The following is a 22,734-nucleotide window of genomic DNA, read 5'->3' as shown; positions in this document are numbered from 1 at the left end:
GTGACGCATGATCCCCGTTCCCTCGTGCGGCGGCAGGCGGTGCCGGTCTCGGTGTCGCGGCCGGTGGTCACGCCGATCTGGCCGTCGGTGGTCTACCGTTCCACCGATGCCGACGAACTGGACGCGCAATATGAAGGGCGCGAACAGGGCTTCACCTATGCCCGCGAGGGGCATCCCAATGCCGCCATGCTGGCGGAGAAGATCGACTGGCTGGAGGGAGCAAGGGGCGGGGTCATCACCGGATCGGGGATGGCGGCGGTATCCGCGCTGTTCCTGGGCCTGCTGGAGGCGGGCGACCATGTCGTCGCCGGCGACCAGCTCTACGGTCGTTCCCAGCGGCTGCTGACCCGGGACCTGCCGCGCATGGGCTTCGCGGCGACGCTGGCCGATGCGACGCGGCCCGGGCAGGTGGAGGCGGCGATCCGGCCGGAGACGAGACTGCTGCTGGTGGAACTGGTGTCCAACCCGACGCTGCGGATCGCCGATATCGAGGGGCTGGCGCGGATCGCCGAGCGATACGGGCTGGTGCTGGCGGTGGACAACACCTTCACCACGCCATTGGCCTTTCGCCCGCTGGAGCATGGTGCCCATGTGGTCATTCATTCGGTGACCAAGCTGCTGGCCGGGCATGCCGATGTCACGCTGGGCTATATCGTCGGGGACAACGAGCAGAGGAACACCGCCTTTCGCGACGCGGCGGTGACCTGGGGGCTGACCGGCAGCCCGTTCGACTGCTGGCTGGCCGAACGGGGATTGTACAGTTTCGAGCTGCGATTCGAGCGGGCACTGGCCAATGCGAAGCGGCTGGCAGAATTCCTTTCCACGCAGGACGGCGTGGAAAGCGTGCTCTATCCCGGGCTGGAGAGCCATCCCGACCATGCCCGTGCGGTGGCGTTGCTGGGCGGCAATGCCGGGCATTTCGGCAACATGGTGAGCTTCACGCTGGCGGGTGGCCGGGCGGCGGTCAACGCCTTCCTGCGCCGGGCCGAGCATATCGCCTTCGCGCCGACGCTGGGCGACATCGGCACGACGCTGAGCCATCCGGCGAGTTCGTCGCACCGGGTGCTGACGCCGGAAGGGCGCGAGGCGCTCGGCATCGGCGAGGGCTTCATCCGGGTGTCGGTGGGAGTCGAGAACATCGACCAGCTCACGACCGAGTTCGCAGCCGCGATCGAGGCGAGCCGGTCGGCCTGAGCAAGGCGGCGGCGGATCAGGGTGCGAGGCGCTCGATGGTCCAGCCGCCGCCGACCCGCTTGTAGGCGAGGCGGTCATGCAAGCGGGAAATTCGCCCCTGCCAGAATTCCATCATTTCGGGAACGACCCGGTAGCCGCCCCAATGCTCCGGTCGGGGAACATCGTCGGGATATTCCTTTTCCGTCCGGGCGAATTCATCCTCCAGCCACTTGCGGCCATCGATCACCCTGCTCTGCGGCGAGACCGTCGCCCCGATGCGGCTTCCATGCGGACGGCTGGAGAAATAGCTGTCGGATTCGTCCGTGTCGACCCGCTCGACCCGGCCCTCGATGCGCACCTGGCGATGCAGCCGGTCCCACCAGAACAGCAGGGCGGCGCGGGCATTGTCGGCGAGCTCGCGGCCCTTGCGGCTGTCGTAATTGGTGAAGAAGGTGAAGCCGTGCTCGTCGAAGCCCTTCATCAGCACCATGCGCGAGGAAAGGCTGCCGGTGCTGGTGCAGGTGGAAAGACTCATGGCATTGGGTTCCATCAGTTCGCCCTTGCGGGCATCCTCGAACCATGCCGCGAATTGACGGATGGGGTCGGGATCGACCATGTCTTCGAGCAGTTTGTCGCGATCGTAGTTCTGGCGCATTTCGCTGGGGTCGAGCAGCATGACAGGATCTCCGTTGCAGCTTGCCCCACGATCGCCGAATGAGGACGACATGCAAGAGCCAATCGCGGTTGCCTGCGGGTGACGCGGATCCCGAGGTGCCGATGAGCGAAGCTGTTCTTTCCATCCAGTCGCATGTGGCCTTCGGCCATGTCGGCAATTCGGCTGCGGTGTTCGCATTGCAGCGGCTCGGCTTCGAGGTCTGGCCGGTGCATACCGTCACGCTCAGCAACCACAAGGGATATGGCCGCTGGCGAGGCATCGAACTGTCGCCCGCCGACGTCAGCGGCATCATCGACGGCATGGCCGATGTCGGGGCGTTCGCGGATTGCCGCGCGCTGCTGAGCGGCTATCTCGGCGATCCGGGCATGGGGCGTTCGGTGCTGCATGCGCTGGATCGCCTGCGCGGGCAGGTACCGCAGGCCCTCTATCTTTGCGATCCGGTGATGGGCGACAGTGATTGCGGGTTCTTCGTCGATGCGGCCATTCCCGCGTTCTTCCGCGACGAGGTCGTGCCGCGGGCCGACATTGTCACGCCCAACCGTTTCGAGCTCGGCGTGCTGACGGGACGGGAGCCGGAAGGTCTGGAAGACATGGTGGCCGCCGCGCACGAGGTGCGCCGGATGGGGCCGAAGGCCGTGGTCGTCACCAGTGTCGAGGTCGGGGAACGGCCGGGCAAGCTGGGTACGCTCGTGGTGGCGGCGGACGAGTGCCGGATCGTCTGGCAGGACAGGGTCCCGGTCGCGCTGAGCGGCACGGGCGACAGTTTCGCGGCGTTGTTCCTCGGGCATTTCCTGCGCTCCGGTTCGCTGTGCGAGGCGCTGGAACTGGCGGTGTCGGCGATGGTCGATCTGGTGCGGATCACCAGCGAGGCGGGGTCGGGGGAACTGCTGCTGGTCGAAGCACAGGACTTCCTGGTACGGCCGTCCGGGCGGTTGGCGGCACGACGGCCGGACTGACGGTCAATCCGCCGGCAGGCGGTCTGCGCGCAGTCTTTCGCCGATACGGCGGGCATGGTTGAGGATCTGCTGGCGGGTCACCCGCAGGCCGGTCAGCGCATACATGCTGGCGACGTCGAGCACGAAGGCATCGCGGATGGTCAGGTCGGTGCTGACGAGCCGGCCGGAGCCGAAGCCGTCGATGACCGCGCGGGCGAGATCGCCGGTGGGCAGCGGTACGCCGGAGCCGATGTTGACGACGCCGCCGGGTGGTGCGACGGCGATGGCGGCGATGATGTCGGCGGCCAGTTCAAGGGGGATGAAGTCGCGGGCGGTGAGGGGCGACATGTCGAAGCGGATTTCCCCCTCGCCCGCCAGCCGGTCGAGCATCATGCCGAAGAAGCTGCGGCGGCCGGGTTCCAGGGAAAACACGTTGGAAATGCGTAAAATGGTCAGGCGCGAGCCGAGGCGCTCCCGCAGGCGTTCTTCCATCGCCAGTTTCTGTCGACCGTAGAGATCTGTCGGCCGCAGAGGAGTTTCCTCGGTGATGGGCGAGCGGGCGTCGCCATAGACCTTGCGGCTGGAAAGCATGATGTAGTGGAGGTCGCGCTCCACTGCGATCCGTGCGGCGACATTCTCGATATCATTGTCGATGTCGTAGTCGGACGTTCCCAGCCTGGGGTCGCGCCCGGCGTGAACGAGAGTGCGCAGTGAAGAGGGAATGTCCATCCCGTCGCGGAGGGCGGCATGACTGCAGCCCGCCAGTCCGGTTGCCACCAGGGCCTGGCCGATCATCCCCTTCGAGCCGATGACGAGCGCAGTGACGTCATTCCTGACCATGCGCGTCAAGATAGCGTATCGCCGAAGTATTGCAACCTGAAGGACTGCATCAAGGATCAGGAGCCGTTCGAATCATCCAGTTCAAGGATTCGAATCCGGTTGCCATTGGCCGCCAATGCCAATCGGCCATGCTTGAGCGCCAGCGCCTTGTTGCCGAAGATCTCGCGCCGCCAGCCTTTCAGGGCACCGATGTCGGCATTGTCGTCCTGGGCAAGGGCCTCAAGGTCGGAGCTGGTGGCAATGAGGCGCTGGGCCACGTCGCTCTCCTCGGCGCACAGCTTGAGCAGCACCTTGAGCAGGTCGGTCAATGGCCCCACGCCGCGCGGCGTCGGTTCGGACACCGGGGGGGAGGGGAGCCGGTCCGCCGGCCTGGCCATGACCTCCTCCACGGCTGCGACGATTTCGGCGACACTCTCGCGGTCGAGATTGATGCGCGGCAGGTCACGTAGCTGTTCGGCACTCTTCGGGCGGTTGGCAGCCAGTTCCATGATGAGATCGTCGCGCAGGATGCGATTGCGCGGCACATTCCTTGTCTGTGCCTTGCGTTCGCGCCACTCGGCGATCGCCTGCACCAGTCCGATGAACCGGGGCTCGCGCGAGCGGAACTTCAAGCGCTTCCATGCGTCGGCAGGCGCCAGTTCGTAGAGCGACGGGTCAAGGAAGGCATCAAGCTCCTCCTCCACCCAGCCGGCCCGGCCATCCCGCTCGATGCGCTTGGCCAGCTTTTCGAAGATCAGTCTCAGATGGGTAACGTCGCCCAGCGCATAAGCCAGCTGCCTGGCACTCAGTGGCCGCTTGGACCAGTCGGTGAAGCGGGAGGTCTTGTCGAGGCGGGCGCCGGCGAGCTTGTTGACCAGCGTCTCGTAACCCACTTCCTCGCCGAAACCGCAGACCATGGCCGCCACCTGCGAATCGAAGATCGGTCGCGGCAGTTCGCGACCGCACAGGTGATAGAAGATTTCCATGTCCTGGCGGCAGGCGTGGAGGACCTTGATGACCGTCCGATCCAGGAGAAAATCGACCAGTGGGGAAAGGTCGATTCCCGGCACGAGCGGGTCTATGGCCACGGCTTCCTTCTCGCCGCCAAGCTGCACAAGGCACAGTTGCGGCCAATAGGTCCGGTCGCGCATGAATTCCGTGTCGACCGTGACAAAGGGCTCCTTGCGCAGCCGGTTGCAGACATCGGCCACGGACGGGCTGTCCTGGATGAGGGTCATGGGCGCCACCCCTCGCTGCGATGCTTGACACGAGCAGGGGCTTCGTGACCTTTACCGGCGGATTTCGACGGGATGTTCATCCGTTCCCTTGGACCTCTTCGAGCAGAGAAGCTTCCATGCACCGCTATCGAACACATCGCTGCGGCGAACTGCGTAAGGACGACGTTGGTTCGACGGCCCGACTCAGCGGCTGGGTACACCGAAAACGCGATCACGGCCAGTTGCTCTTTATCGACCTGCGGGATCACACCGGACTCACCCAGATCGTCTTCCAGCCCGAAAAGCCGTTCTTCGAGCAGGCGGAGCGGGCACGCAACGAGAGCGTCCTGACGATCACGGGGCATGTCGTGGCGCGTAGCGACGATACCGTCAATGCCGATCTTCCCACGGGCGAGATCGAGCTGGTTGCCGACGAGCTGATCATCGAGAGCGAGGCCGAAACGCTGCCGTTGCAGGTCAACTCCGAGCAGGATTACCCCGAGGAGACGCGGTTGAAGTACCGTTTCCTCGACCTGCGCCGCGACAAGATGCAACGGCAGATCCGCCTGCGGTCGGCGGTGACCTCCAGCATCCGCCGTCGCATGGTCGAGATCGGCTTCACCGAGATCCAGACCCCGATCCTGACGGCGTCCAGCCCCGAGGGCGCGCGCGACTATCTCGTCCCCTCGCGTGTCCATCCGGGTCGCTTCTACGCCCTGCCGCAGGCACCGCAGCAGTACAAGCAGCTGCTGATGATGTCGGGCTTCGACCGCTATTTCCAGATCGCTCCGTGCTTTCGCGACGAGGATGCACGGGCCGACCGCAGTCCCGGCGAATTCTACCAGCTTGATCTGGAAATGGCGTTCGTCACCCAGGACGACGTGTTCGCCGCGGTCGAGCCGGTGATGCATGGCCTGTTCGAGGAATTCTCCAGCTGGAGCGTACCCGGGCCATTTCCGCGGATCGCCTATCGCGACGCGATCAGCAAGTACGGGACCGACAAGCCCGACCTGCGCAATCCGATCGAGATGCAGGACGTTTCCGAGCCCTTCCGCGGGTCGGGCTTCAAGGTGTTCGCCGGCCTGCTGGACAGGGACGCGAAGAACCGGGTCTGGGCGATCCCGGCCCGTACCGGCGGCAGCCGCGCGTTCTGCGACCGCATGAATGGCTGGGCACAGGGGGAGGGGCAGCCGGGCCTCGGCTACATCTTCTGGCGCGATGGCGGCGAGGGGGCCGGTCCCGTTGCCAAGAATATCGGCGAGGAGCGAACGGCGGCCATCCGGGAACAACTCGGCCTGGGTGACGGTGACGCCGCGTTCTTCGTCGCGGGCGATCCGAGGAAGTTCTACAAGTTCGCGGGATCTGCCCGCGACCGGGTCGGGCGCGAACTCGACCTGTGCGAGAAGGACATCTTCCGGTTTTGCTGGATTGTCGACTTTCCCATGTACGAGTGGGACGAGGAGGCCAAGGCGGTCATTTTCTCGCACAACCCCTTCTCGATGCCGCAAGGGGGCATGGAGGCGCTCGCGCAGAAGGATCCGCTCGACATCCTCGCCTATCAGTACGACATCGTCTGCAACGGCGTGGAGCTGTCGTCAGGAGCCATCCGCAACCATCGCCCGGACATCATGAAGCGCGCCTTCGAGATCGCCGGCTACGATTTCGCGGTCGTCGAGGAGAAGTTCGGCGGCATGTACCGGGCGCTGCAGTTCGGTGCCCCGCCGCATGGCGGCATCGCCCCGGGGCTCGACCGCATCGTCATGCTGCTGGCGGACACGGAGAACATCCGCGAGGTGACGGCGTTCCCCATGAATCAGCAGGCACAGGAGCTGTTGCTGGGCGCCCCCTCGGCGGTAACCGAACACCAGCTCAAGGAACTGGGTATCCAGCTTTCGATCGCCACCCGAGAGCTGTTGCAGAAGAAGGCGGGCGGCGAAGGCTGACGGCCGTATCGTTCAGGACCTCCGCGGCGCCGTTGCGGGATCGCCGGGCCGTGGAGCGTTCATGACGGTTCCCGCGGAGAGTTCGCGCAACAGCTTGCGCTTTATGGCGCGGGCATAGTCGCCGTAGTCGCGGGCCTTTTCGACAAAGGCTCCCGATCCGGTGATGAGCCGGCGCTCGAAATAATAGTCCAGCGTGCTCACCTCATTGGCGATGGCGAGCCCGTTGATGGTCACGCCGAGACCGGCGGCCCGTTGCCGTACCAGGTCGAGCGGCGGTCCCGCGTTCTGCCGGCCGTCGCCGCTCAGATCGATGATGCGGCGGTCGGTGATGCATGGGCAGCGTTCCAGCGCCAGCAGTGCATAGCTCACCGCAGCCGAGATGGCGGTTCCGCCGTCGCGGGTCTCGCGCTCGATCCCGGCGATCCGGTCGGCAAGCTGCAGCGCGCCCGTGCCGCCCTCGATGACCGACCATGGCAGCGACGTCACCTGGCTGTCCTGATCCGACCACTGGATCAGCGTGATGGCGATTCGCCGGTGCGGCAGGGCGTCGATGGCGTCGCGGACGTCCTTCGACGCGAACGCGCTCGCGGTGCCCATGATCTGCTGGGCATGCTCGCGGTCATCGACGCTGTACGAACCGTCGATGGCCAGCACGATCGCGAGATCCGTCACCGGCATGACCGAGGCTGCCATTGCCTGTGAAAGCGGCAGCATGATCAACCCGACGGCAGCGGCGATACGGTTCATGCTGTGACATTTGCACTCCTGAAGTCGAGCGGCAAGGGCCGCAAGCGGGTTGTGGGGGCGCGCGCCGTGTTTGTCCGTTGACAGGCATGGCTTTTGCTTGATCATCATTGCCAGCAAGGTGGCAAATGGCCCCGAACGGGAGGAAATGTCCTGTGGTTTTCGATGAAATGCGCGGAATGGCCGGTGACGGGGAATGTCGTCCTGCCTACGAGGCCCTGAGTACCTGGCTTCAAACCACCTCGCCCGAGATCCTCGAAAGCAAGCGCCTCGATGCGGAAGCCCTGTTCCGGCGCATCGGCATCACCTTCGCGGTCTACTTCGAAGGGGGGGATCCGGAACGGCTGATTCCTTTCGACATCATTCCACGGGTGCTCGATGCGAACGAGTGGGGATTCCTCGAACGCGGGCTCGAGCAGCGCGTCCGGGCGCTCAATGCCTTCATCAAGGATATCTACCACGGGCGCGAGATCATCCGGGCCGGCGTGGTGCCCGAGAACCTCGTGCTGCACAATGCGAGTTTCTGCGCGGAGATGGAGCAGGTCACCGTCCCGGACGATGTCTACACCCATATCGCCGGCATCGACATGGTCCGGGTCGGGCCCGAGGATTTCTACGTTCTCGAAGACAATTGCCGTACGCCGTCGGGTGTGTCCTACATGCTTGAGGACCGCGAGGTGATGATACGGCTGTTCCCGGAACTGTTCTCGCGCCACGCCATTGCGCCGGTGTCGCATTATCCGGAAGAATTGCTGGAAATGCTCTCTTCCGTGGCGCCGAACAACTGCGATAACGATCCGACCGTCGTGCTGCTGACCCCGGGGCCCTACAACAGCGCCTATTTCGAACATACCTTCCTGGCCGACGAGATGGGCATCGAGCTGGTCGAGGCAGCCGACCTGATGGTCGACGACCTGGTCGTCTACATGCGCACCACCGAGGGCCGCAAGCGGGTCGACATCATCTACAAGCGGGTCGACGACGACTTCCTCGACCCGCTGGTGTTCCGCCCCGATTCGATGCTGGGTGTTCCGGGGCTGTTCCACGCCTACAAGGCGGGCAACGTGACCCTCGCCAATGCCGTCGGCGCGGGGATTGCCGATGACAAGGCCATCTACACCTATGTTCCCGAAATGGTACGTTTTTATCTGGGGGAAGCTCCCATTCTCAAGAATGTGCCGACCTGGCGGTGCAGCGAGGCCGACAGTCTGGCCTATGTGCACGAGCACCTCGACGAGCTGGTGGTCAAGGCGGTGCACGGTTCGGGAGGATACGGCATGCTGGTGGGCCCTCATGCGAGCAGGGCCGAGATCGAGGATTTCCGGCTCAAGCTGAAGGCCGATCCCGGCAACTACATCGCCCAGCCGACGCTTGCGCTTTCCACCTGTCCATCGTTTGTCGAGAACGGTATTGCACCGCGTCATGTCGACCTGCGCCCGTTCATCGTCATGGGTTCCGAAATCCGTATCGTGCCGGGAGGGTTGACGCGGGTGGCGCTCAAGGAAGGATCGCTGGTGGTCAACAGTTCGCAGGGTGGCGGCACCAAGGATACCTGGGTTCTCACCGATACCGGCAAAGAGGCTCGTCGCTGATGCTTAGTCGTACCGCAAGCAGCCTGTTCTGGGTGGGCCGCTACATCGAGCGCATGGATTACGTCGCCAGGCTGATCGAAGTCGCCCAGCACATGAGCATGCTGCCGACCTCCGAGGGGGCGGGCGAGTGGAAATCCGCGATCATCGCCGCCGGCTGCGAGGACGAGTTCTTCGCCAAGCATGGCGAGGTAACCGCCCATGCGGTGATCGACTACCTGTCGGTCGACCGCGACAACCCGTCGAGCATCCTGGCGAGCCTGGCAACCGCGCGCGCCAATGCCCGCGCCGTGCGCAGCGCCCTCAGCAGCGATACCTGGGATGCCATCAACAGCACCTATCTGGAGGCCCGGCGTCTCGAAGGCGGGCATTTCGGCAGCGATCGTCTCGGGCCGACGCTGGATTGGATCAAGATGCGCGCGCTACTCATCAACGGCGCATATAACAATACCATGCTACGCAGCCAGGCCTACGATTTCCTGCGGCTGGGCTGCTTCCTCGAACGCAGCGACAACACTGCTCGCATCCTCGATGTGAAATATCATATTCTCCTTCCCAGCTACGAGAAGGTCGGCGGTGTGGTCGATTTCTACCAGTGGGTCTCGGTGCTGCGCGCCGTTTCCGCCCGGCGGGCCTATCACGTCCTCTACAAGGATCGTATCCGTCCCTGGAACATCGCCGAGATGATGATCCTGCGGCCGGAGATGCCCCGGTCGATGCGCGCATGCAGCGAACAGGTCACGAGCACGCTCGACCGCCTGCAGAATGCCCATGGCGGTCGCAGCGGCGAATGTCACCGGCTGGCGGGCGTGCAGCATGCCGGGCTGCGCTATGGCCGGATCGATGATATCCTCAAGACGGGGTTGCACGAATTTCTGACCGATCATATTGATCGAATTGCCGTATTGGGCGAAGAAATCACCACGTTTTATCTCACCTGACTTGAGACGGGCATGAAACTGCACATTCGCCACCGGACAGTCTACAGTTATACGGGTGTAGTAATTCACGCCATGCAGCTTGTGCGCATGACACCACGGCCTTTCGATGGCCTTGACATCGTCAACTGGCGAATCAAGGGCGAGGACAGGCGTCCGCTCATGGTCACGTCCGACGGCTTCGGCAACGTCATCCATGTCCATACCATGCGCAAGGCCCGCGAGCGCACGGCGATTTTCGTCGAGGGCGAAGTCGAGACGCGCAATACCCACGGCATCGTCGGTGTCAGCCATGGCACGCTGCCGCCGGTTTTTTTCCTGCGCTCGACGGACCTCACCCACCCCACCGAGGCGCTCGAAGACCTTGCCGGCAGGGTATCGAGGGCGCCCACGCTGGATCGATTGCACGAGCTCATGAACCTCGTGCGGGAGCGCATCGACTACAGGATCGGTGCCACTCAGGTTCGCACGACGGCGGACCAGGCACTGGCCCTGGGGGCGGGGGTCTGTCAGGACCATGCCCATGTCTTCATCACCTGCGCACGCATCATGGGCATTCCCGCGCGCTACGTGAGCGGTTACCTGTATACCGGCACGGACCACGACGAGGATGCCAGTCACGCCTGGGCCGAGGCCTTTGTCGACGAACTGGGGTGGGTCGGGTTCGACCCCGCCAACAATGTCTGCCCGGGCGAGTTCTACGTACGCACGGCGGTCGGCCTTGACTACTGGTCGGCGGCGCCCGTTCGCGGTATCTGGGGTGGCGCCGGTGAGGAAAGCCTCGAAGTGCGGGTGCAAGTCCAGATGGCACAGTCCCAACAATAAGATGTTGTCCAAAAGCCGAGTTGCCAGACTTCGGTAAAGACGCGAATAACGGAGCAGAACTCGAATGACCTACTGCATCGGGCTGGATCTCGCCGAGGGATTCGTGATGCTGGCCGATACCCGTACGAACGCCGGCGTCGACAATGTGTCGACAGTCTCGAAGCTGCATGTCTTCGAGAACGAGGGCGAACGGCTGATCGTTGCCATGACGGCCGGAAATCTTGCCGTTTCGCAGTCCGTCATGAGCCTTCTGGCGGAAGGCGAAGATCCCGATGACGTGACTCTCTACACCGTGCCGAGCATGTTCAAGGCGGCGGAACTCGTCGGAGCGGCCATCCGCAAGGTCTTCAAGCGCGATGGCGAAGCGCTGAAGGCCCAGGGCGTGCCGTTCGACGTCTCCATCCTGCTGGGCGGCCAGATTGCCGATCGCCGCATGCGCATGTTCCTGGTCTACTCCGCCGGCAATTTCATCGAAACGACCGAGGACACCCCGTTCCTGCAGATCGGCGAACACAAATACGGCAAGCCCATTCTCGACCGGGCGGCCAAGTACGAGACCACGCTGGGCGATGGTGTCAAGCTGGCACTGATCTCCATGGACAGCACGCTGCGCAGCAACATGACCGTCGGCCTTCCGATCGACCTTCTGGTCTACCGCCGTGACACCCTGCGCGTCGCGTTACGCCGGCGGATCGATTTCGATGACCTGTATTTCCAGAACATCCGCGAGCTTTGGTCGGAAGCGCTGCGTAACGCCTACCGTTCGATCCCCGATCCGACATGGGAGGACTACCGGGCCCTGTGAGCCTCCATGCCTGCCGTTCTCCCTGTCCCCGGCCGATGTTAACACGCTGTTAAGGGACAGGGGAAATCCCCGATGGCATGACGCCAGGTCGGCCCGCCGGGCTCAGTCCGTACTGCCGGCCTCGTTCGCGGTGATGATGCTCTTGATGGTCCAGTCGACCAGACGTTTGAGCACCTTGCCCAGCGCCTCGTCATAGGCAAGGACGACTTCGGAGATGCTCGTGCCCTTCGAGCGTTCGAATTGCTCGAACGATACGGTCGCCAGCGAATCCCGTCTCGGCATGTCCAGAAGCCGGACCTCGGTGTTCACGTGGACCATCGGCGGCTTGTCGGTACCCTCGTCGTATTCCGCCTGGAATTCGCGAATATACATGCGCAACGAGTAGTTTGCGCGGATGCCCGACGCTTCCATCGGCGACAGCGCATCGACCCGGTCGGTCGAGTCGAGCGATTCGGTCAGCAGATTCTGCACCATGACCGGAACGACATCGACCCAGATCGCATTGGCATAGTATTCGAGCCGGGTCGCGTCCGGACGAAGGGCGATGCGCGCGGTGTTGAGCCCTGCCGTTGCCGTCGGAGCATCGATCACGATGGCACTGCCGGTCCTGGGCAGGGATTCGTCGAAGGTCGTCTTCGGCGTGAGTTCGAACAGTGTCGGCGGTTCGCGGTTGGTGACATACTGGAGCGCATTGCAGCCGCCGAGCATCGCGGTGCCGAAGACTGCCAGAGCCTGTCGTCGCTGCATCATCATTTCGGCACGAACCCCCTCTGGCTGCCGCCGATCAGGAAGCCGGCAGGATCACGTTCGAATTCCTTTGTTATACGGGTCAGGGATGCAACCAGTTGGCGCATTTCTCTCACCATCTCGGAGAAATCATAGAGACCTGACTGACCAAAGTCATCAAGTGGTCTCTGAATACCTTCCACAGTCCGGTCGAGTCTCCAGGCCAGGTTCTTCATCGCCTTGGCCGCCTCGTTGAATTCGGCGAGCGCTCCGCTGGCATCCGTGCCGATGGACTCGGTTTGCGCATTCAGGGTCGTCGCCAGCGCCGCGAACTGCGGCATGAGCTGCCGGGCACTCTCGGCTGCTTCGGACAGGTCTTCGGTGGCGGTGATGGTGTTGTCGATGACCTTGTCGAACTTGCCGCTGTTCTCGCTCAGATTGGCCATCGTCTTCTCCGCGTTCCGGAAGATCGCCGAGATCACCTTCAAATTGTCGTCGGATGCGAGACTGCCGAGGCGCTCGGCCAGGTCGGAAGCCCGTGCGAGGAGTTGCGGCGTCGATTCGACGAACTTCTCGATGGCCGATGGCGCGGCGTTCATCCTCGGTGGTTTGCCATCCGGGCCGGGTTCGAGGTTGGCGCTCTCGTTGGACCCGCCACGCAATTCGATGCTGGCAAGACCGGTGACGCCCTGCATCGTCAGCTCGGCGGTGGTGTCGCTCTTGACCGGCGTCTCGGATTCGACCTCGATCAGTGCCAGCACCTTGGTGATATTCTCCGGGTCGATGCGGATATCGCGCACATGCCCGACCGGAACGCCCCGGTAGTACACGGTGCTGCCCTGTTGCAGGCCATTGACGGAACCGGAGAACGCGACTTCGTACAGATCGTAGGACTTGTCGATGTTGCGCTTGGCCAGCCATGAGGCGAGACCGATCAGGCCGATCATGCTGACCAGCACGAAGACACCGACAAGGAAGAAACTCGAACGGTTTTCCATGGGTTCAGTGACTCCCCCTTTCGTGACTGATGGCCGCGGCGCGTCCGCGGGGTCCGCCAAAATACTCTTTTAACCAGGGATCGGGCATGTCGCGGAGCTCTTCCATCGTGCCGACTGTGGCTTTCTTGTCGATGAGTGCTGCAATCCGGTCCGAGATTGCGGCAAGACTGTCCATGTCGTGGGTGATCATCACGACCGTGAGACCGAGATTTTCCTGCAGGGAGCGGATGAGCGCGTCGAACTCGGCGGCACCGACCGGATCGAGGCCGGCCGTGGGTTCGTCGAGGAACAGCAGTTCGGGGTCGAGCGCCAGCGCGCGCGCCAGCCCGGCGCGCTTGCGCATTCCGCCCGAGAGTTCGCTCGGATACTTGCCACCTGCGTCGGCCGGCAGCCCGGAAAGTTCGAGCTTGAGGCCGGCGATCTCGTGCAGCAGGTGTTCCGGGAGCTTCAGGTGGTTCTTCAGCGGTATCTGGATGTTCTGGGCCACGGTCATCGAACTGAACAGCGCGCCATCCTGGAACAGGACGCCGAGCCGTGCCCTCAACTGGCGCCGGTCCTCACGGTTCAGCTTGATCATCTGCTGGCCGAAGATGGTGATTTCGCCGGCATCGGGCCGGGTGAGGTCGATGATGTGACGCAGCAGGACCGACTTGCCCGTGCCCGATCCACCGACAATGGCCAGAACCTCGCCGCGCCTGACATCGAGATCGAGATCGTCATGAATGACCTTGGTACCGAAGCGGGTGCGCAGGCCCCGAATCCGGATGACGGGTTGCGAAGACATGCGTTCAGATACCCAGGACCGAAAAGAGGATGGAGAAGATGGCATCGACGACGATGACGAGGAAGATCGTCACCACGACGGCCTTGGTCGTCTGCACGCCGACGCTGTCGGCATTGTTCTCGACCTGCAATCCCTCGAAGCAGCCCACGAGGGCGATCAGGAACGCGAAGACCGGCGCCTTGACGAGACCGACGAACAGCGCCTCGGCTCCGACAGCACTCTGCAATTGCCGGATGAACTGGACCATGGGAATGTCGAGGCCGAAGACCACGACCAGGGCGCCGCCGACGAGAGCCGACACGATCGCCAGGAAGAATAGCAGCGGCAGGGCGATCATCAGGGCGATGAGACGTGGCATTACCAGCACGTCGAGGGGGTCGAGACCGATGACCCGCATCGCGTCGATCTCCTGGTTGACCTTCATCATGCCGATCTGCGCGGCGAAGGCACTGCCCGAGCGGCCGGCGACGACAATCGCGGTCATCAGGATGCCCAGTTCCCGCAATACCGAAACGGCCAGCAGGTTGACCGTGAAGATCTCGGCCCCGAACTGGGTCAGCTGGCTGCTGCCCTGATACGCCAGGACGATGCCGATGAGGAACGACATCAGCGTGACGATCGGGATGGCGTTCACGCCGGTATGTTCGAGGTGGTGGAATATCGCCGTAATGCGCCATGTCGACGGTTTGAAAAAATTGACAAACAGTGTCCATACCACCGCGCCAAAGAACGCGATCAGGGTGTAACCTTCCTGTATGGCGCGGACGGTCGCCTGTCCGAGATGTTCGATGCCGCGCTTGATCGCGTGCACTTCACGATCCCGTGACGGCTCGCAGGCGACGCCATTGCGCACCAGGTCGATGAGCGCCTTCTGCTCGTCATCGGCATCAATGAGTTCGACCGGAATGTTCGCGGCTTCGAGTTCCTTGATGGTACGGGCGATCAGCCAAGCCCCGGCCGTGTCCAGCCTGCCGAGACTCTCCATGGCCATGCGGACCTGGCCGGTCGCCCCGTTGCCGCCCTTGACGAGCGGATCGACCAAATTGCGCAATTCGCGGTCGATCGCGGCAACCGCCGACAGGTTCCAGTCACCCGCAGGCAATATGACCCGAACGTTTCCCTGACTGAATACTTTCAACGAAGCCGACAATTCCCACACCTCGACGATCCTGAGGGCTGGATCCTACAGTTTGGCTGGATTGTGGCAACGCCCGGTTTTCGATCGTCTCGTCGCACCCACCAATGATTGAGAAATTCACGGTTTGGCGAAATTCCCCAATGGACGACCGGAGATTGCAGCGAGCGCGTTTGCGAGCAGTCTGTCGATGATCTCCATATCGTAGATACCGCTGTGGCTGGCGTCCGATATGGTCTCGTACATGACGATATTTCTCAATGCCGTCATCAGTCTCCGGGTGCGTTCCGGTGGCACGACGCGATCATCTCCGGCAGCGATGACGGCTGTGGGGATATCGACCGAACGGAGATGTTCGATACTGCGGAACGGGTGGCGCAACAACATGCTCACCGGAATGACACGATATCGCCGTCGCGCAATCTCCTCGATGGAGTCGAACGGAGTCACGAGAATCTGGCCGGCAACCGGGCGGCGCGAGGCCAGCCAGGCGGCGACGCCGGAGCCGAGACTGAACCCGATCGTGTAGACCCTGGCCGGCTGAAGACTTTTCACCAATGTATCGTAAATCAGCAGGGCATCGTCGAAGAGGGCCTGCTGACCGGGTTTCCCCTCACTCGGGTGATAACCCCGATAGTGGAAAGCCGCGATATCGATATCGTTCAGGCGTTGTGTGGTGAAGGTAAAGCAGTCCGCCGCATTCCATGCATTGCCGGAAAACACGAGAAGGAGATCGCGATTGCGGGAGGGCCGCCGATGCAGGTAACCGTGGATCGCATGACCGTCAGTGGTGCGCAGTTCCAGTTTCCGGGTACCGTCCGGCAGCGGGTGGACGGGAGCGGGGGTCGCATCGCGCGGAAAGATCAGCCGGTCCTGAAGCAGATAGAGGCCGCCCGCCGCCGCAGCCCAGACGGCGGCCGCGCCAACCACGAAATTCATCCCGAGTTTCCTCCGACCGGTCAACGCACTGCAAACGACGATGGAAATGTTCCGCTCCGTTTTCCATAGCCGGATGAAGTCGATCGGGACATGGGGAATGATGACACGGCAATGGCAGGAAGGTTCACATGAAACGTCCGGACACGATTTCACCGCATCCGCGGACAGCGCTGGTGACGGGAGCTTCGAAACGCATCGGCCGGGCCATTGCGCTCGAACTGGCGCGTGCCGGGCTCGACATCGTTCTCCATTCACGTCAGGTCGACGAGGCGGCGTTGCAGGTCATGGATGAGGTCGCCGGTTTCGGGCGCGAGGTGATCGCCATGCCCGCCGATCTGGCGGACCCGGATGCCCTGCGCGCGGCCTTCGGGCGCGCCTGCGAAAAGGCCGGCGGCATCGACATGCTGGTGAACAATGCCGCGATCTTTCGCAACGACCGGCTGGCCGGCTTCGACCTGTCGAACCTGCGCGAGCACATGGCGGTCAATCTCGAAGCGCCGCTCCTGCTCTGCTCGATGTTTCACGATGCCCTTCCGCCGGGACGGGCGGGGCAGATCGTGAATATCATCGACCAGCGGGTACTTTCCCCGACGGGACAATATCTTTCCTATGACCTGAGCAAGGCGGGGCTCCATGCGGCGACCATGATCCTCGCCCGCGACCTTGCCCCGGCCGTTCGCGTCAACGCCGTGGCACCCGGTCTGGTGATGCCTCCCGACGACGGTCGCGATCCCGGGTTTGACGACCGGGTGGAACGCACGCCGTTGCGCATTCGCAGCGATGCCGGCGAGATCGCGAGGGCCGTTCGCTTCATCATGGAAACGCCGAGCATGACGGGGCAGTGCATCGCGATCGACAGTGGCCGGCACATGATGGCGGGCCTTCCAGCCTGAACGTGACAGGCCGCAGCGCAAGGGCGGTGCCCGTCAACCGGTGTAGCAGGCGAGCATGTCGAGCACGGCAGGCTCGTCGACATCGGGCGCCACGATCGCATAGCCGAGCCTGCGGGCCAGGCCGATGGTCGCGTCGACGAACATCCGCCGATGTCTGTCTCCGGCCGCATGTTCGAGAAGTTCGCGGGCTAGGCGGATGGTCTGCAACGGCGCGTCGCGAAGCAGGGTCAGCGAACCCGTATGCGAACCGAACTCCGCCACGGCGATGCGCAGGCCCGATTGGGCGAATTTCCCGAATGTCTCACCGCCGGCCCGCATTTCGTCCAGCAGGAGATGTTCATCGATGGCGAGTTCGATGCGGTCGCGGGCGATACCGTGGGCATCCAGACGGGCCGTGATGCGGTCGACGATGGCATTCCATGCCAGCTGCCGGCGCGACAGCAGGGGCAGGGTGATGCGCCGATGGCGGTTGCCCTGCCTGCACCACTGGTCCATCTGGGTAATCGCGGTGTCGATCATCCACTCGGTGAGCATTTCAACGAGGCCGCCTTGTTCGGCAAGCCGGGAGAAACGGCTGCAGGGCAGGAGCCCGAATTCCGGATGCGGCCATGTGATCACCGCGTCCATGTCCATTTCACCGGCATTGTCGAGCCGCCGTTGAAGAGTGTATTCGATGGACAGGGATCCCGAACGGATGGCTTCCTGCAGGTCGCACTCCAGCAGGCTGTCGTCATTGGCCTTGCGATCGAGGGCGCGATCGTGAAAGCGGCAGCATGGGATCGCCTGCCGTTTTGCCCGATACATCGCCGTATCGGCCAGTCGCAGGAGCTCTGGCGGATCGCCGGCGTCGTCGGGATAGATGGAGACGCCGAGGGCCGCCGAAACGTCGATGGAGCAGCCGCGATAGTAGACGGGCTGCCTGATCATCTCGAGCGCCTTCACGGCGACGACCACGACATCATCGGTCTGCCGCAGGTTCTCGACGAGGAGCACGAATTCATCGCCCCCGATGCGTGAAACGGTATCGGTTTCGCGCAGGCACCGCCCCAGCCGTTCGGCAATGGCCTTGAGTACACGGTCACCGGCCGCGTGCCCGTGGGTATCGTTGATCGTCTTGAATCCGTTGAGGTCGACGACGATGACGGCGGTACGCGTGTGGTGCCGGCGCGATGCGGCCAGTGCACGGGCGAAGCGGTCGTTGAGCAGCGTGCGGTTGGCGAGGCCTGTGAGCTCGTCGAAGTGGCAGAGATAGCCGAGCCGTCCCAGTCCGCTTTCGCGCGCGAGGGCGAAGCGGATGCGCCGCTCCAGCCGGTCCACCTCAAGCTCCTCCTTGTCCAGGTAGTCGGCCAGGCCCAGTTCGAGCGCTGCGTATCCCGTGTTCTCGTCCGGCTCACCGCTCATGAGGATGATGGGCAGCCGGTGACCCAGCGCGTGGGTCTGGCGCGCCAGCATGAGGCCGTCGATGCCGGGCAGGCGGTATTCGACGAGGCAGACGTCGAACACGGTGTTCTTGAACTTGCGCAAGGCCGCATCGCCATTGCGCGCCCATTCGATCTCGAACCGGGTGTCGACGGCCCGTTCGAGAAGCTGGCGGACCAGATAAAAATCGGCCTCGTCGTGGTCGACGATCAGGATACGGACAGTCACCGGCTGCCGGCGCGACATCAACAGCAGGAGAGGATCAGCGAGCTCCGGCTCGACCTCGACCAGCCGCAGATAGGGTTGCTCGCCTTCCTGCAGGCCGTAGCCACGGGTCGCAACCGTTGTCGTGTCCGCAGAGCTGCCTGATCCGTCTTTGGTTTGCACTCGTATCTCGATAACTTTTGGTTGAATTCTCCATATGTCATATAGGAAAATCTTGAAAAAATAAACACCTGCGATGAGATGTTTTATAAATTTGTCGCCTATTGCGTTAGCTGTGTCTCATTGAAGCTGCGCGGCGCATCCTCAAGAACGGTGGTCGTTCCCTGATTGACCTGAAGCACGGCCAGCCCATGTTCGGCCAGCCCGTCCGGATCGAGGCGGAAGATGCCCGCACGGCCGATGAAGCCTGCCGGATCGGTCAGATAGTCGGCGGAAAACGTCCGGTCGGTGCGCGCGACCACGGCAGCGAGCGCCGTGGCATCGTAGGCCAGCCCCGCCAATGCATTGGGCTTCGCGCTGTAGAGGCGCTCGTAGCGGCCGGAGAAGATCTCGTCGTCGCGCGGAGCGACATTGGCGATCCAGCCGCCCTGGAATTCGGGTTCCATCAGGAGGCGCGGATCGGCCTGCCATAGCATCGTGCCCAGGAACCGGGTGTTCCGGGCGGTGACATCGTAATAGGCGAGCAGGGCGGCTGCACTTCTGAGCCGGCTGCCGTGATCGGCGATCATGATCGCGTCGAAGGGCGGATCGCCCAGCGTGTCGAGCTGCTGCAGCCGCGCCAGTTCGCCGCGCGAGGCGGCGTCGCTCCTGCCCGACAGCCGCGAAACCTGGCTTTCGAGGGCCGCCTTGCGCGCATCGTAGCGGGTGAATTCGCGGATCACCCGCGCCTGCTCATTCTCGTCGGGGGGGTAGAACGCATAGAGAGAACCACTTTCGGCGGGGTCGACATTCGCGCGCCAGGCGGCAATGGCGCGGGCGCCATAAGCGTCATCCGGGGCGATTGCGGCGATCCGCGACAGGCCCTGCCGGCGGGCATAGGCGACCACGCGCTCGACCTGCTCCTCAGGCCGGAAACCGAGCACATAGACACCGTTCCCGGCGACCCGCGCATCATTGGAAAAGGAGATCATCGAGAGGCCGGCCTCGCGGACGATCGGGGCGGCTGCCGCGGTCGATGCGCCGAAAAGCGGACCGAGGACCAGTTCGACATCACGCTCGACTGCCTGGTGGGCGGCTTCGGTCGCACCCTCGGGCGTTCCCCCGGTATCGAACGGCAGGACCTGCATGTCGGTCTCGCCGACATCGAAGATGGCCATCATCGAAGCGTTGAGCATCTCCTGTCCCAATGCCGCGGTCTGGCCCGAAAGCGGCAGCAGCAGGGCAACGGTGACCGGTCCGGTGCGCACGGGCCTGGCGGGTTCGGCGCTGGCGACCGATGGAGGCGGCGTCAACTGGGGCTGGATGGGTGGCGCAGTCCTCTGCGATGGGGCACAAGCCGTCACCAGAAGGAATAGCGGCAGGATGGGCAGAACATTGGCTGGGAAGCGGAATGACACGCGAGACCTCGTCCGGAGCAAGAGGCGTGATGACACGACAAACGTCGCCGAAACCGGCGCTGCGAGTGTTCATCAAGCTAATGCAGACACTTCGACAAGTAAACTCGCGCCGGGGCTGTATGTGACGGCCACGCCGATCGGCAATCTCGGCGACATCAGCTCAAGGGCGCGCGAGGTCATGGCCGCAGCGGATCTGGTCCTGTGCGAGGATACGCGGGTGACCGGACGATTGCTGCATCTGCTGGGGCTGAAACGACCGCTCCTGCCCTATCACGACCACAATGGCGAACGGATGCGGCCACAGATCATCGAGCGTCTGCTGGCGGGCGAGAGCATGGTGCTGGTATCCGACGCCGGAACGCCATGCATCGCCGATCCGGGGTTCAAGCTCGTGCGGGCGGTACGCGAAGTAGGTATTCCAGTACGTTCGGTTCCCGGTGCCTGTTCCGTCGTGTCGGCCTTGTCCATCGCCGGCCTGCCCACCGACCGCTTCCTCTTTTCGGGCTTCCTGCCGTCACGTGCGACCGAGCGCCGGAGTGCGCTGCAAGCATTGCGATCCCTCGATGCGACGCTGGTCTTCCTGGAATCGCCGGCGCGGATCAGCGCTTCGCTTGCCGATTGTGCCGGGATCCTGGGTCCGCGACAGGCTGCCATCGGGCGAGAACTGACCAAGCTTCACGAGGAGGTGCGTACCGGCAGGCTCGACGCGCTGGCGGCGGAAATCGCCGCGGGACCGGCGCTTCGCGGCGAAATCGTCCTGCTGATCGCTGCCGGCGACGAGGCGCGGCCGATGCCGGGCGACGAAGAGATAGACGAGGCCCTGCGCCGGGCGCTGATCGATAACAAGCCCGGCCGCGCCGCCGCGATTGTGGCGCGGGCCACCGGCATTTCGCGCGATCTGCTGTATGATCGTGCCCTTCTGCTCAAGACGTGAGGACAGGATGGCGCCCACATCTCTCGAACGGCACCGCAGCGAACGGGCAGGGCGGAGGGCGGAGACCGTTGCAGTCTGGTTCCTGAGGCTCAAGGGCTACCGGATTCTCGCCCGGCGCTATGCCACCGGGCAGGGGGAGATCGACATCATCGCCCGCCGGGGACGGCTTGTCGCCTTCGTCGAGGTGAAGCGTCGCCGGCATCTGGATCGGGCGCTGGAGGCGCTGGACCGGCGTCAGTGCCGCAGGATCATGCGCGCCGCGCAGGTGTTCATGCAGCGCTTTCCATCCGTCGAGCGGCTCGACCTGCGTTTCGACCTGATTGCGGTCGGCGAATGGCGCATCGTTCATGTCGAGGATGCCTTCCGGCCGGATTCCTGATGGCGGGGCAGCTCAGCAGTCGATGCCACCGTGACGCAGCAGCTTTTTCGTCAATGTCGGTAAGGCCAGTTCATCGAGATGGTCTGCGGAGTGGAAGAAACCGTCTGCCGCCACCTCGCAATGTCCGCGCATCAGGTGCAGTTCAAGGCGGATGTGGGTGAAGACGTGTGTCACCGTTCCGGGGACAAGGGCGAGATCGCCGCCCCATCCTGGCCCCGCCATGGTGTTTTCCTCGATCCATGGCGAGGTCGGCAGTTCGATCAGGCCGCCAAGGAGTCCGTCCTTCGGTCGCCTGCGCAGGAGGATCGCACCATCGTCGCGACGAAAAAGCCACGCTGTGGCAAAAAGGTGACGCTTGTCCTTGCGTATCGGAGGCCGGGGCAGCAGGCCGGCCAGGCCCCGGACATGAGCGATGCAATGGTCCTTCCACGGGCAGGTGCCGCATTCGGGGCTTCGCGGTCGACAGCACAAGGCGCCCAGCTCGATGAGCGCTTGCGCCGAATCGCCCGGGCGCAGGTCGGAGGCAAGGGCATCAGCCAGTCGTTCCACGGGCCTTGCCAACCTTGCCGCCGGCAGGTCGACGGCCGCCAGTCTGGTCAACACTCGTCGAACATTTCCGTCCACCGGAATGACCGGGATGTCGAATGCCATCGCGGCGATGGCTCTGGCGGTATAGTTGCCGATACCGGGCAGCGCCTGGAGCGCTTCCACCGACGCCGGCACTTCGCCATCGTGCCGGTCGACGATCACCCTGGCGGCGTTGCGCAACGCACGCGCACGGCGATAGTAGCCCAGCCCCTGCCACGCATGGAGAACATCATCTTCAGGCGCCGATGCCAGAATGGCAACTGTCGGAAATCGCTCAATGAATCCCGTAAACCGAGTCTTTACGGTCTTGACGGTAGTCTGTTGCAACATCAACTCACTGACCATAACGTGGTATGGATCAACTCTCTTTGTCGATGATCCACGCCATGGAAGTTCGCGTTTGTGGCGGTCATACCAGGCGAGCAGGGCAGCCTTCAGTGTGGTCGTGGCTGCGGGCAGGGCGACGAATTCCGGCATGAACATGGTCCGTGGTG

At 63.6% G+C, this 22,734-nt stretch carries 22 protein-coding genes; 10 read left to right on the top strand and 12 right to left on the bottom strand.

Features of this window, described 5'->3' with window-relative positions; all coding sequences use genetic code 11:
• Positions 1-39 precede the first annotated feature (39 nt).
• The gene (locus H6851_02830; GenBank protein ID MCB9942548.1) at positions 40-1,194 is read left to right on the top strand and encodes an aminotransferase class I/II-fold pyridoxal phosphate-dependent enzyme; all 1,155 of its coding nucleotides are present in this window, start codon (positions 40-42) and stop codon (positions 1,192-1,194) included.
• A gap of 16 nt (positions 1,195-1,210) precedes the next feature.
• Here H6851_02830 and pdxH read toward each other — a convergent pair whose 3' ends face one another.
• Complete coding sequence (gene pdxH, locus H6851_02825; GenBank protein MCB9942547.1) at positions 1,211-1,849, bottom strand: pyridoxamine 5'-phosphate oxidase; 639 nt, start codon at positions 1,847-1,849, stop codon at positions 1,211-1,213.
• A 101-nt stretch (positions 1,850-1,950) separates the two neighbouring features.
• Between pdxH and pdxY the strand changes: the two genes are divergently transcribed.
• Positions 1,951-2,805, top strand: coding sequence for a pyridoxal kinase PdxY (gene pdxY / locus H6851_02820; GenBank protein ID MCB9942546.1), 855 nt, complete (start codon positions 1,951-1,953; stop codon positions 2,803-2,805).
• A gap of 3 nt (positions 2,806-2,808) precedes the next feature.
• On the opposite strand, the gene H6851_02815 is transcribed toward pdxY, so the two are convergent.
• Positions 2,809-3,633: a sugar nucleotide-binding protein gene (locus H6851_02815; GenBank protein MCB9942545.1), complete on the bottom strand. Its 825-nt coding sequence runs from the start codon at positions 3,631-3,633 to the stop codon at positions 2,809-2,811.
• Between the two features lie 47 nt (positions 3,634-3,680).
• Positions 3,681-4,841, bottom strand: coding sequence for a ribonuclease D (gene rnd / locus H6851_02810; protein MCB9942544.1), 1,161 nt, complete (start codon positions 4,839-4,841; stop codon positions 3,681-3,683).
• A 116-nt stretch (positions 4,842-4,957) separates the two neighbouring features.
• Here rnd and aspS point away from each other — a divergent pair, with 116 nt between their 5' ends.
• On the top strand, positions 4,958-6,763 hold the full coding sequence (gene aspS, locus H6851_02805) for an aspartate--tRNA ligase (protein ID MCB9942543.1): 1,806 nt from the start codon (positions 4,958-4,960) through the stop codon (positions 6,761-6,763).
• A 12-nt stretch (positions 6,764-6,775) separates the two neighbouring features.
• Here the strand turns inward: aspS and H6851_02800 are convergent, their stop codons facing one another.
• A complete protein-coding gene (locus H6851_02800; protein ID MCB9942542.1) occupies positions 6,776-7,510 on the bottom strand; it encodes a DUF1194 domain-containing protein in 735 nt (244 codons plus the stop codon).
• A gap of 167 nt (positions 7,511-7,677) precedes the next feature.
• On the opposite strand from H6851_02800, the gene H6851_02795 reads away from it, so the two are divergent.
• The 4 genes from H6851_02795 to H6851_02780 all read left to right on the top strand — a co-directional run bounded on the left by H6851_02795 (position 7,678) and on the right by H6851_02780 (position 11,664).
• Positions 7,678-9,099: a circularly permuted type 2 ATP-grasp protein gene (locus tag H6851_02795; GenBank protein MCB9942541.1), complete on the top strand. Its 1,422-nt coding sequence runs from the start codon at positions 7,678-7,680 to the stop codon at positions 9,097-9,099.
• Positions 9,099-10,037: an alpha-E domain-containing protein gene (locus H6851_02790; protein ID MCB9942540.1), complete on the top strand. Its 939-nt coding sequence runs from the start codon at positions 9,099-9,101 to the stop codon at positions 10,035-10,037. The genes H6851_02795 and H6851_02790 overlap by 1 nt, the downstream gene beginning before the upstream one ends.
• A 12-nt stretch (positions 10,038-10,049) precedes the next feature.
• Positions 10,050-10,859, top strand: coding sequence for a transglutaminase family protein (locus H6851_02785; protein ID MCB9942539.1), 810 nt, complete (start codon positions 10,050-10,052; stop codon positions 10,857-10,859).
• Between the two features lie 64 nt (positions 10,860-10,923).
• Entirely contained in the window at positions 10,924-11,664 is a 741-nt protein-coding gene (locus H6851_02780) for a peptidase (protein ID MCB9942538.1), read from the top strand.
• A 102-nt stretch (positions 11,665-11,766) separates the two neighbouring features.
• Here H6851_02780 and H6851_02775 read toward each other — a convergent pair whose 3' ends face one another.
• The 5 genes from H6851_02775 to H6851_02755 all read right to left on the bottom strand — a co-directional run bounded on the left by H6851_02775 (position 11,767) and on the right by H6851_02755 (position 16,246).
• Positions 11,767-12,417, bottom strand: a complete 651-nt coding sequence (locus tag H6851_02775) for a membrane integrity-associated transporter subunit PqiC (GenBank protein MCB9942537.1) — start codon at positions 12,415-12,417, stop codon at positions 11,767-11,769.
• Positions 12,414-13,388: an MCE family protein gene (locus H6851_02770; protein MCB9942536.1), complete on the bottom strand. Its 975-nt coding sequence runs from the start codon at positions 13,386-13,388 to the stop codon at positions 12,414-12,416. The genes H6851_02775 and H6851_02770 overlap by 4 nt, the downstream gene beginning before the upstream one ends.
• Positions 13,389-13,392: 4 nt before the next feature.
• A complete protein-coding gene (locus H6851_02765) occupies positions 13,393-14,172 on the bottom strand; it encodes an ABC transporter ATP-binding protein (GenBank protein ID MCB9942535.1) in 780 nt (259 codons plus the stop codon).
• Positions 14,173-14,176: 4 nt separating this feature from the next.
• On the bottom strand, positions 14,177-15,310 hold the full coding sequence (locus tag H6851_02760) for an ABC transporter permease (protein ID MCB9942534.1): 1,134 nt from the start codon (positions 15,308-15,310) through the stop codon (positions 14,177-14,179).
• 117 nt (positions 15,311-15,427) lie between these two features.
• Positions 15,428-16,246, bottom strand: coding sequence for a hypothetical protein (locus H6851_02755; protein ID MCB9942533.1), 819 nt, complete (start codon positions 16,244-16,246; stop codon positions 15,428-15,430).
• Between the two features lie 128 nt (positions 16,247-16,374).
• On the opposite strand from H6851_02755, the gene H6851_02750 reads away from it, so the two are divergent.
• The gene (locus H6851_02750) at positions 16,375-17,139 is read left to right on the top strand and encodes an SDR family oxidoreductase (protein MCB9942532.1); all 765 of its coding nucleotides are present in this window, start codon (positions 16,375-16,377) and stop codon (positions 17,137-17,139) included.
• Positions 17,140-17,172: 33 nt separating this feature from the next.
• Here the strand turns inward: H6851_02750 and H6851_02745 are convergent, their stop codons facing one another.
• Entirely contained in the window at positions 17,173-18,945 is a 1,773-nt protein-coding gene (locus H6851_02745; GenBank protein ID MCB9942531.1) for a diguanylate cyclase, read from the bottom strand.
• Between the two features lie 98 nt (positions 18,946-19,043).
• Positions 19,044-20,339 carry a penicillin-binding protein activator gene (locus tag H6851_02740; GenBank protein ID MCB9942530.1) on the bottom strand — a complete coding sequence of 432 codons (1,296 nt, stop codon included), beginning with the start codon at positions 20,337-20,339 and terminating at the stop codon, positions 19,044-19,046.
• Here H6851_02740 and rsmI point away from each other — a divergent pair.
• Entirely contained in the window at positions 20,305-21,273 is a 969-nt protein-coding gene (gene rsmI / locus H6851_02735; protein ID MCB9942529.1) for a 16S rRNA (cytidine(1402)-2'-O)-methyltransferase, read from the top strand. The genes H6851_02740 and rsmI overlap by 35 nt on opposite strands.
• A gap of 7 nt (positions 21,274-21,280) precedes the next feature.
• Positions 21,281-21,652, top strand: a complete 372-nt coding sequence (locus tag H6851_02730; GenBank protein ID MCB9942528.1) for a YraN family protein — start codon at positions 21,281-21,283, stop codon at positions 21,650-21,652.
• 12 nt (positions 21,653-21,664) lie between these two features.
• Here H6851_02730 and H6851_02725 read toward each other — a convergent pair whose 3' ends face one another.
• Positions 21,665-22,717 (bottom strand): A/G-specific adenine glycosylase, encoded by a 1,053-nt coding sequence (locus H6851_02725; GenBank protein MCB9942527.1) that lies wholly within the window; start codon positions 22,715-22,717, stop codon positions 21,665-21,667.
• Positions 22,718-22,734: the final 17 nt, after the last annotated feature.

Source organism: Geminicoccaceae bacterium, from assembly GCA_020638465.1.
Taxonomy (GTDB): domain Bacteria; phylum Pseudomonadota; class Alphaproteobacteria; order Geminicoccales; family Geminicoccaceae; genus JAGREO01.
The sequence above is the reverse complement of the archived record's forward strand: the minus strand, read 5'-3'. Positions and strand labels throughout refer to the sequence as shown.

Coding starts and splice junctions, on each gene's coding strand:
- pdxH (MCB9942547.1), bottom strand. CDS start 1,849: ATGCTGCTCGACCCCAGCGAAATGCGCCAGAACTACGATCGCGACAAA.
- pdxY (MCB9942546.1), top strand. CDS start 1,951: ATGAGCGAAGCTGTTCTTTCCATCCAGTCGCATGTGGCCTTCGGCCAT.
- rnd (MCB9942544.1), bottom strand. CDS start 4,841: ATGACCCTCATCCAGGACAGCCCGTCCGTGGCCGATGTCTGCAACCGG.
- aspS (MCB9942543.1), top strand. CDS start 4,958: ATGCACCGCTATCGAACACATCGCTGCGGCGAACTGCGTAAGGACGAC.
- H6851_02800 (MCB9942542.1), bottom strand. CDS start 7,510: ATGAACCGTATCGCCGCTGCCGTCGGGTTGATCATGCTGCCGCTTTCA.
- H6851_02795 (MCB9942541.1), top strand. CDS start 7,678: ATGCGCGGAATGGCCGGTGACGGGGAATGTCGTCCTGCCTACGAGGCC.
- H6851_02790 (MCB9942540.1), top strand. CDS start 9,099: ATGCTTAGTCGTACCGCAAGCAGCCTGTTCTGGGTGGGCCGCTACATC.
- H6851_02785 (MCB9942539.1), top strand. CDS start 10,050: ATGAAACTGCACATTCGCCACCGGACAGTCTACAGTTATACGGGTGTA.
- H6851_02780 (MCB9942538.1), top strand. CDS start 10,924: ATGACCTACTGCATCGGGCTGGATCTCGCCGAGGGATTCGTGATGCTG.
- H6851_02775 (MCB9942537.1), bottom strand. CDS start 12,417: ATGATGATGCAGCGACGACAGGCTCTGGCAGTCTTCGGCACCGCGATG.
- H6851_02770 (MCB9942536.1), bottom strand. CDS start 13,388: ATGGAAAACCGTTCGAGTTTCTTCCTTGTCGGTGTCTTCGTGCTGGTC.
- H6851_02765 (MCB9942535.1), bottom strand. CDS start 14,172: ATGTCTTCGCAACCCGTCATCCGGATTCGGGGCCTGCGCACCCGCTTC.
- H6851_02755 (MCB9942533.1), bottom strand. CDS start 16,246: ATGAATTTCGTGGTTGGCGCGGCCGCCGTCTGGGCTGCGGCGGCGGGC.
- H6851_02750 (MCB9942532.1), top strand. CDS start 16,375: ATGAAACGTCCGGACACGATTTCACCGCATCCGCGGACAGCGCTGGTG.
- rsmI (MCB9942529.1), top strand. CDS start 20,305: ATGGGCAGAACATTGGCTGGGAAGCGGAATGACACGCGAGACCTCGTC.
- H6851_02730 (MCB9942528.1), top strand. CDS start 21,281: ATGGCGCCCACATCTCTCGAACGGCACCGCAGCGAACGGGCAGGGCGG.
- H6851_02725 (MCB9942527.1), bottom strand. CDS start 22,717: ATGCCGGAATTCGTCGCCCTGCCCGCAGCCACGACCACACTGAAGGCT.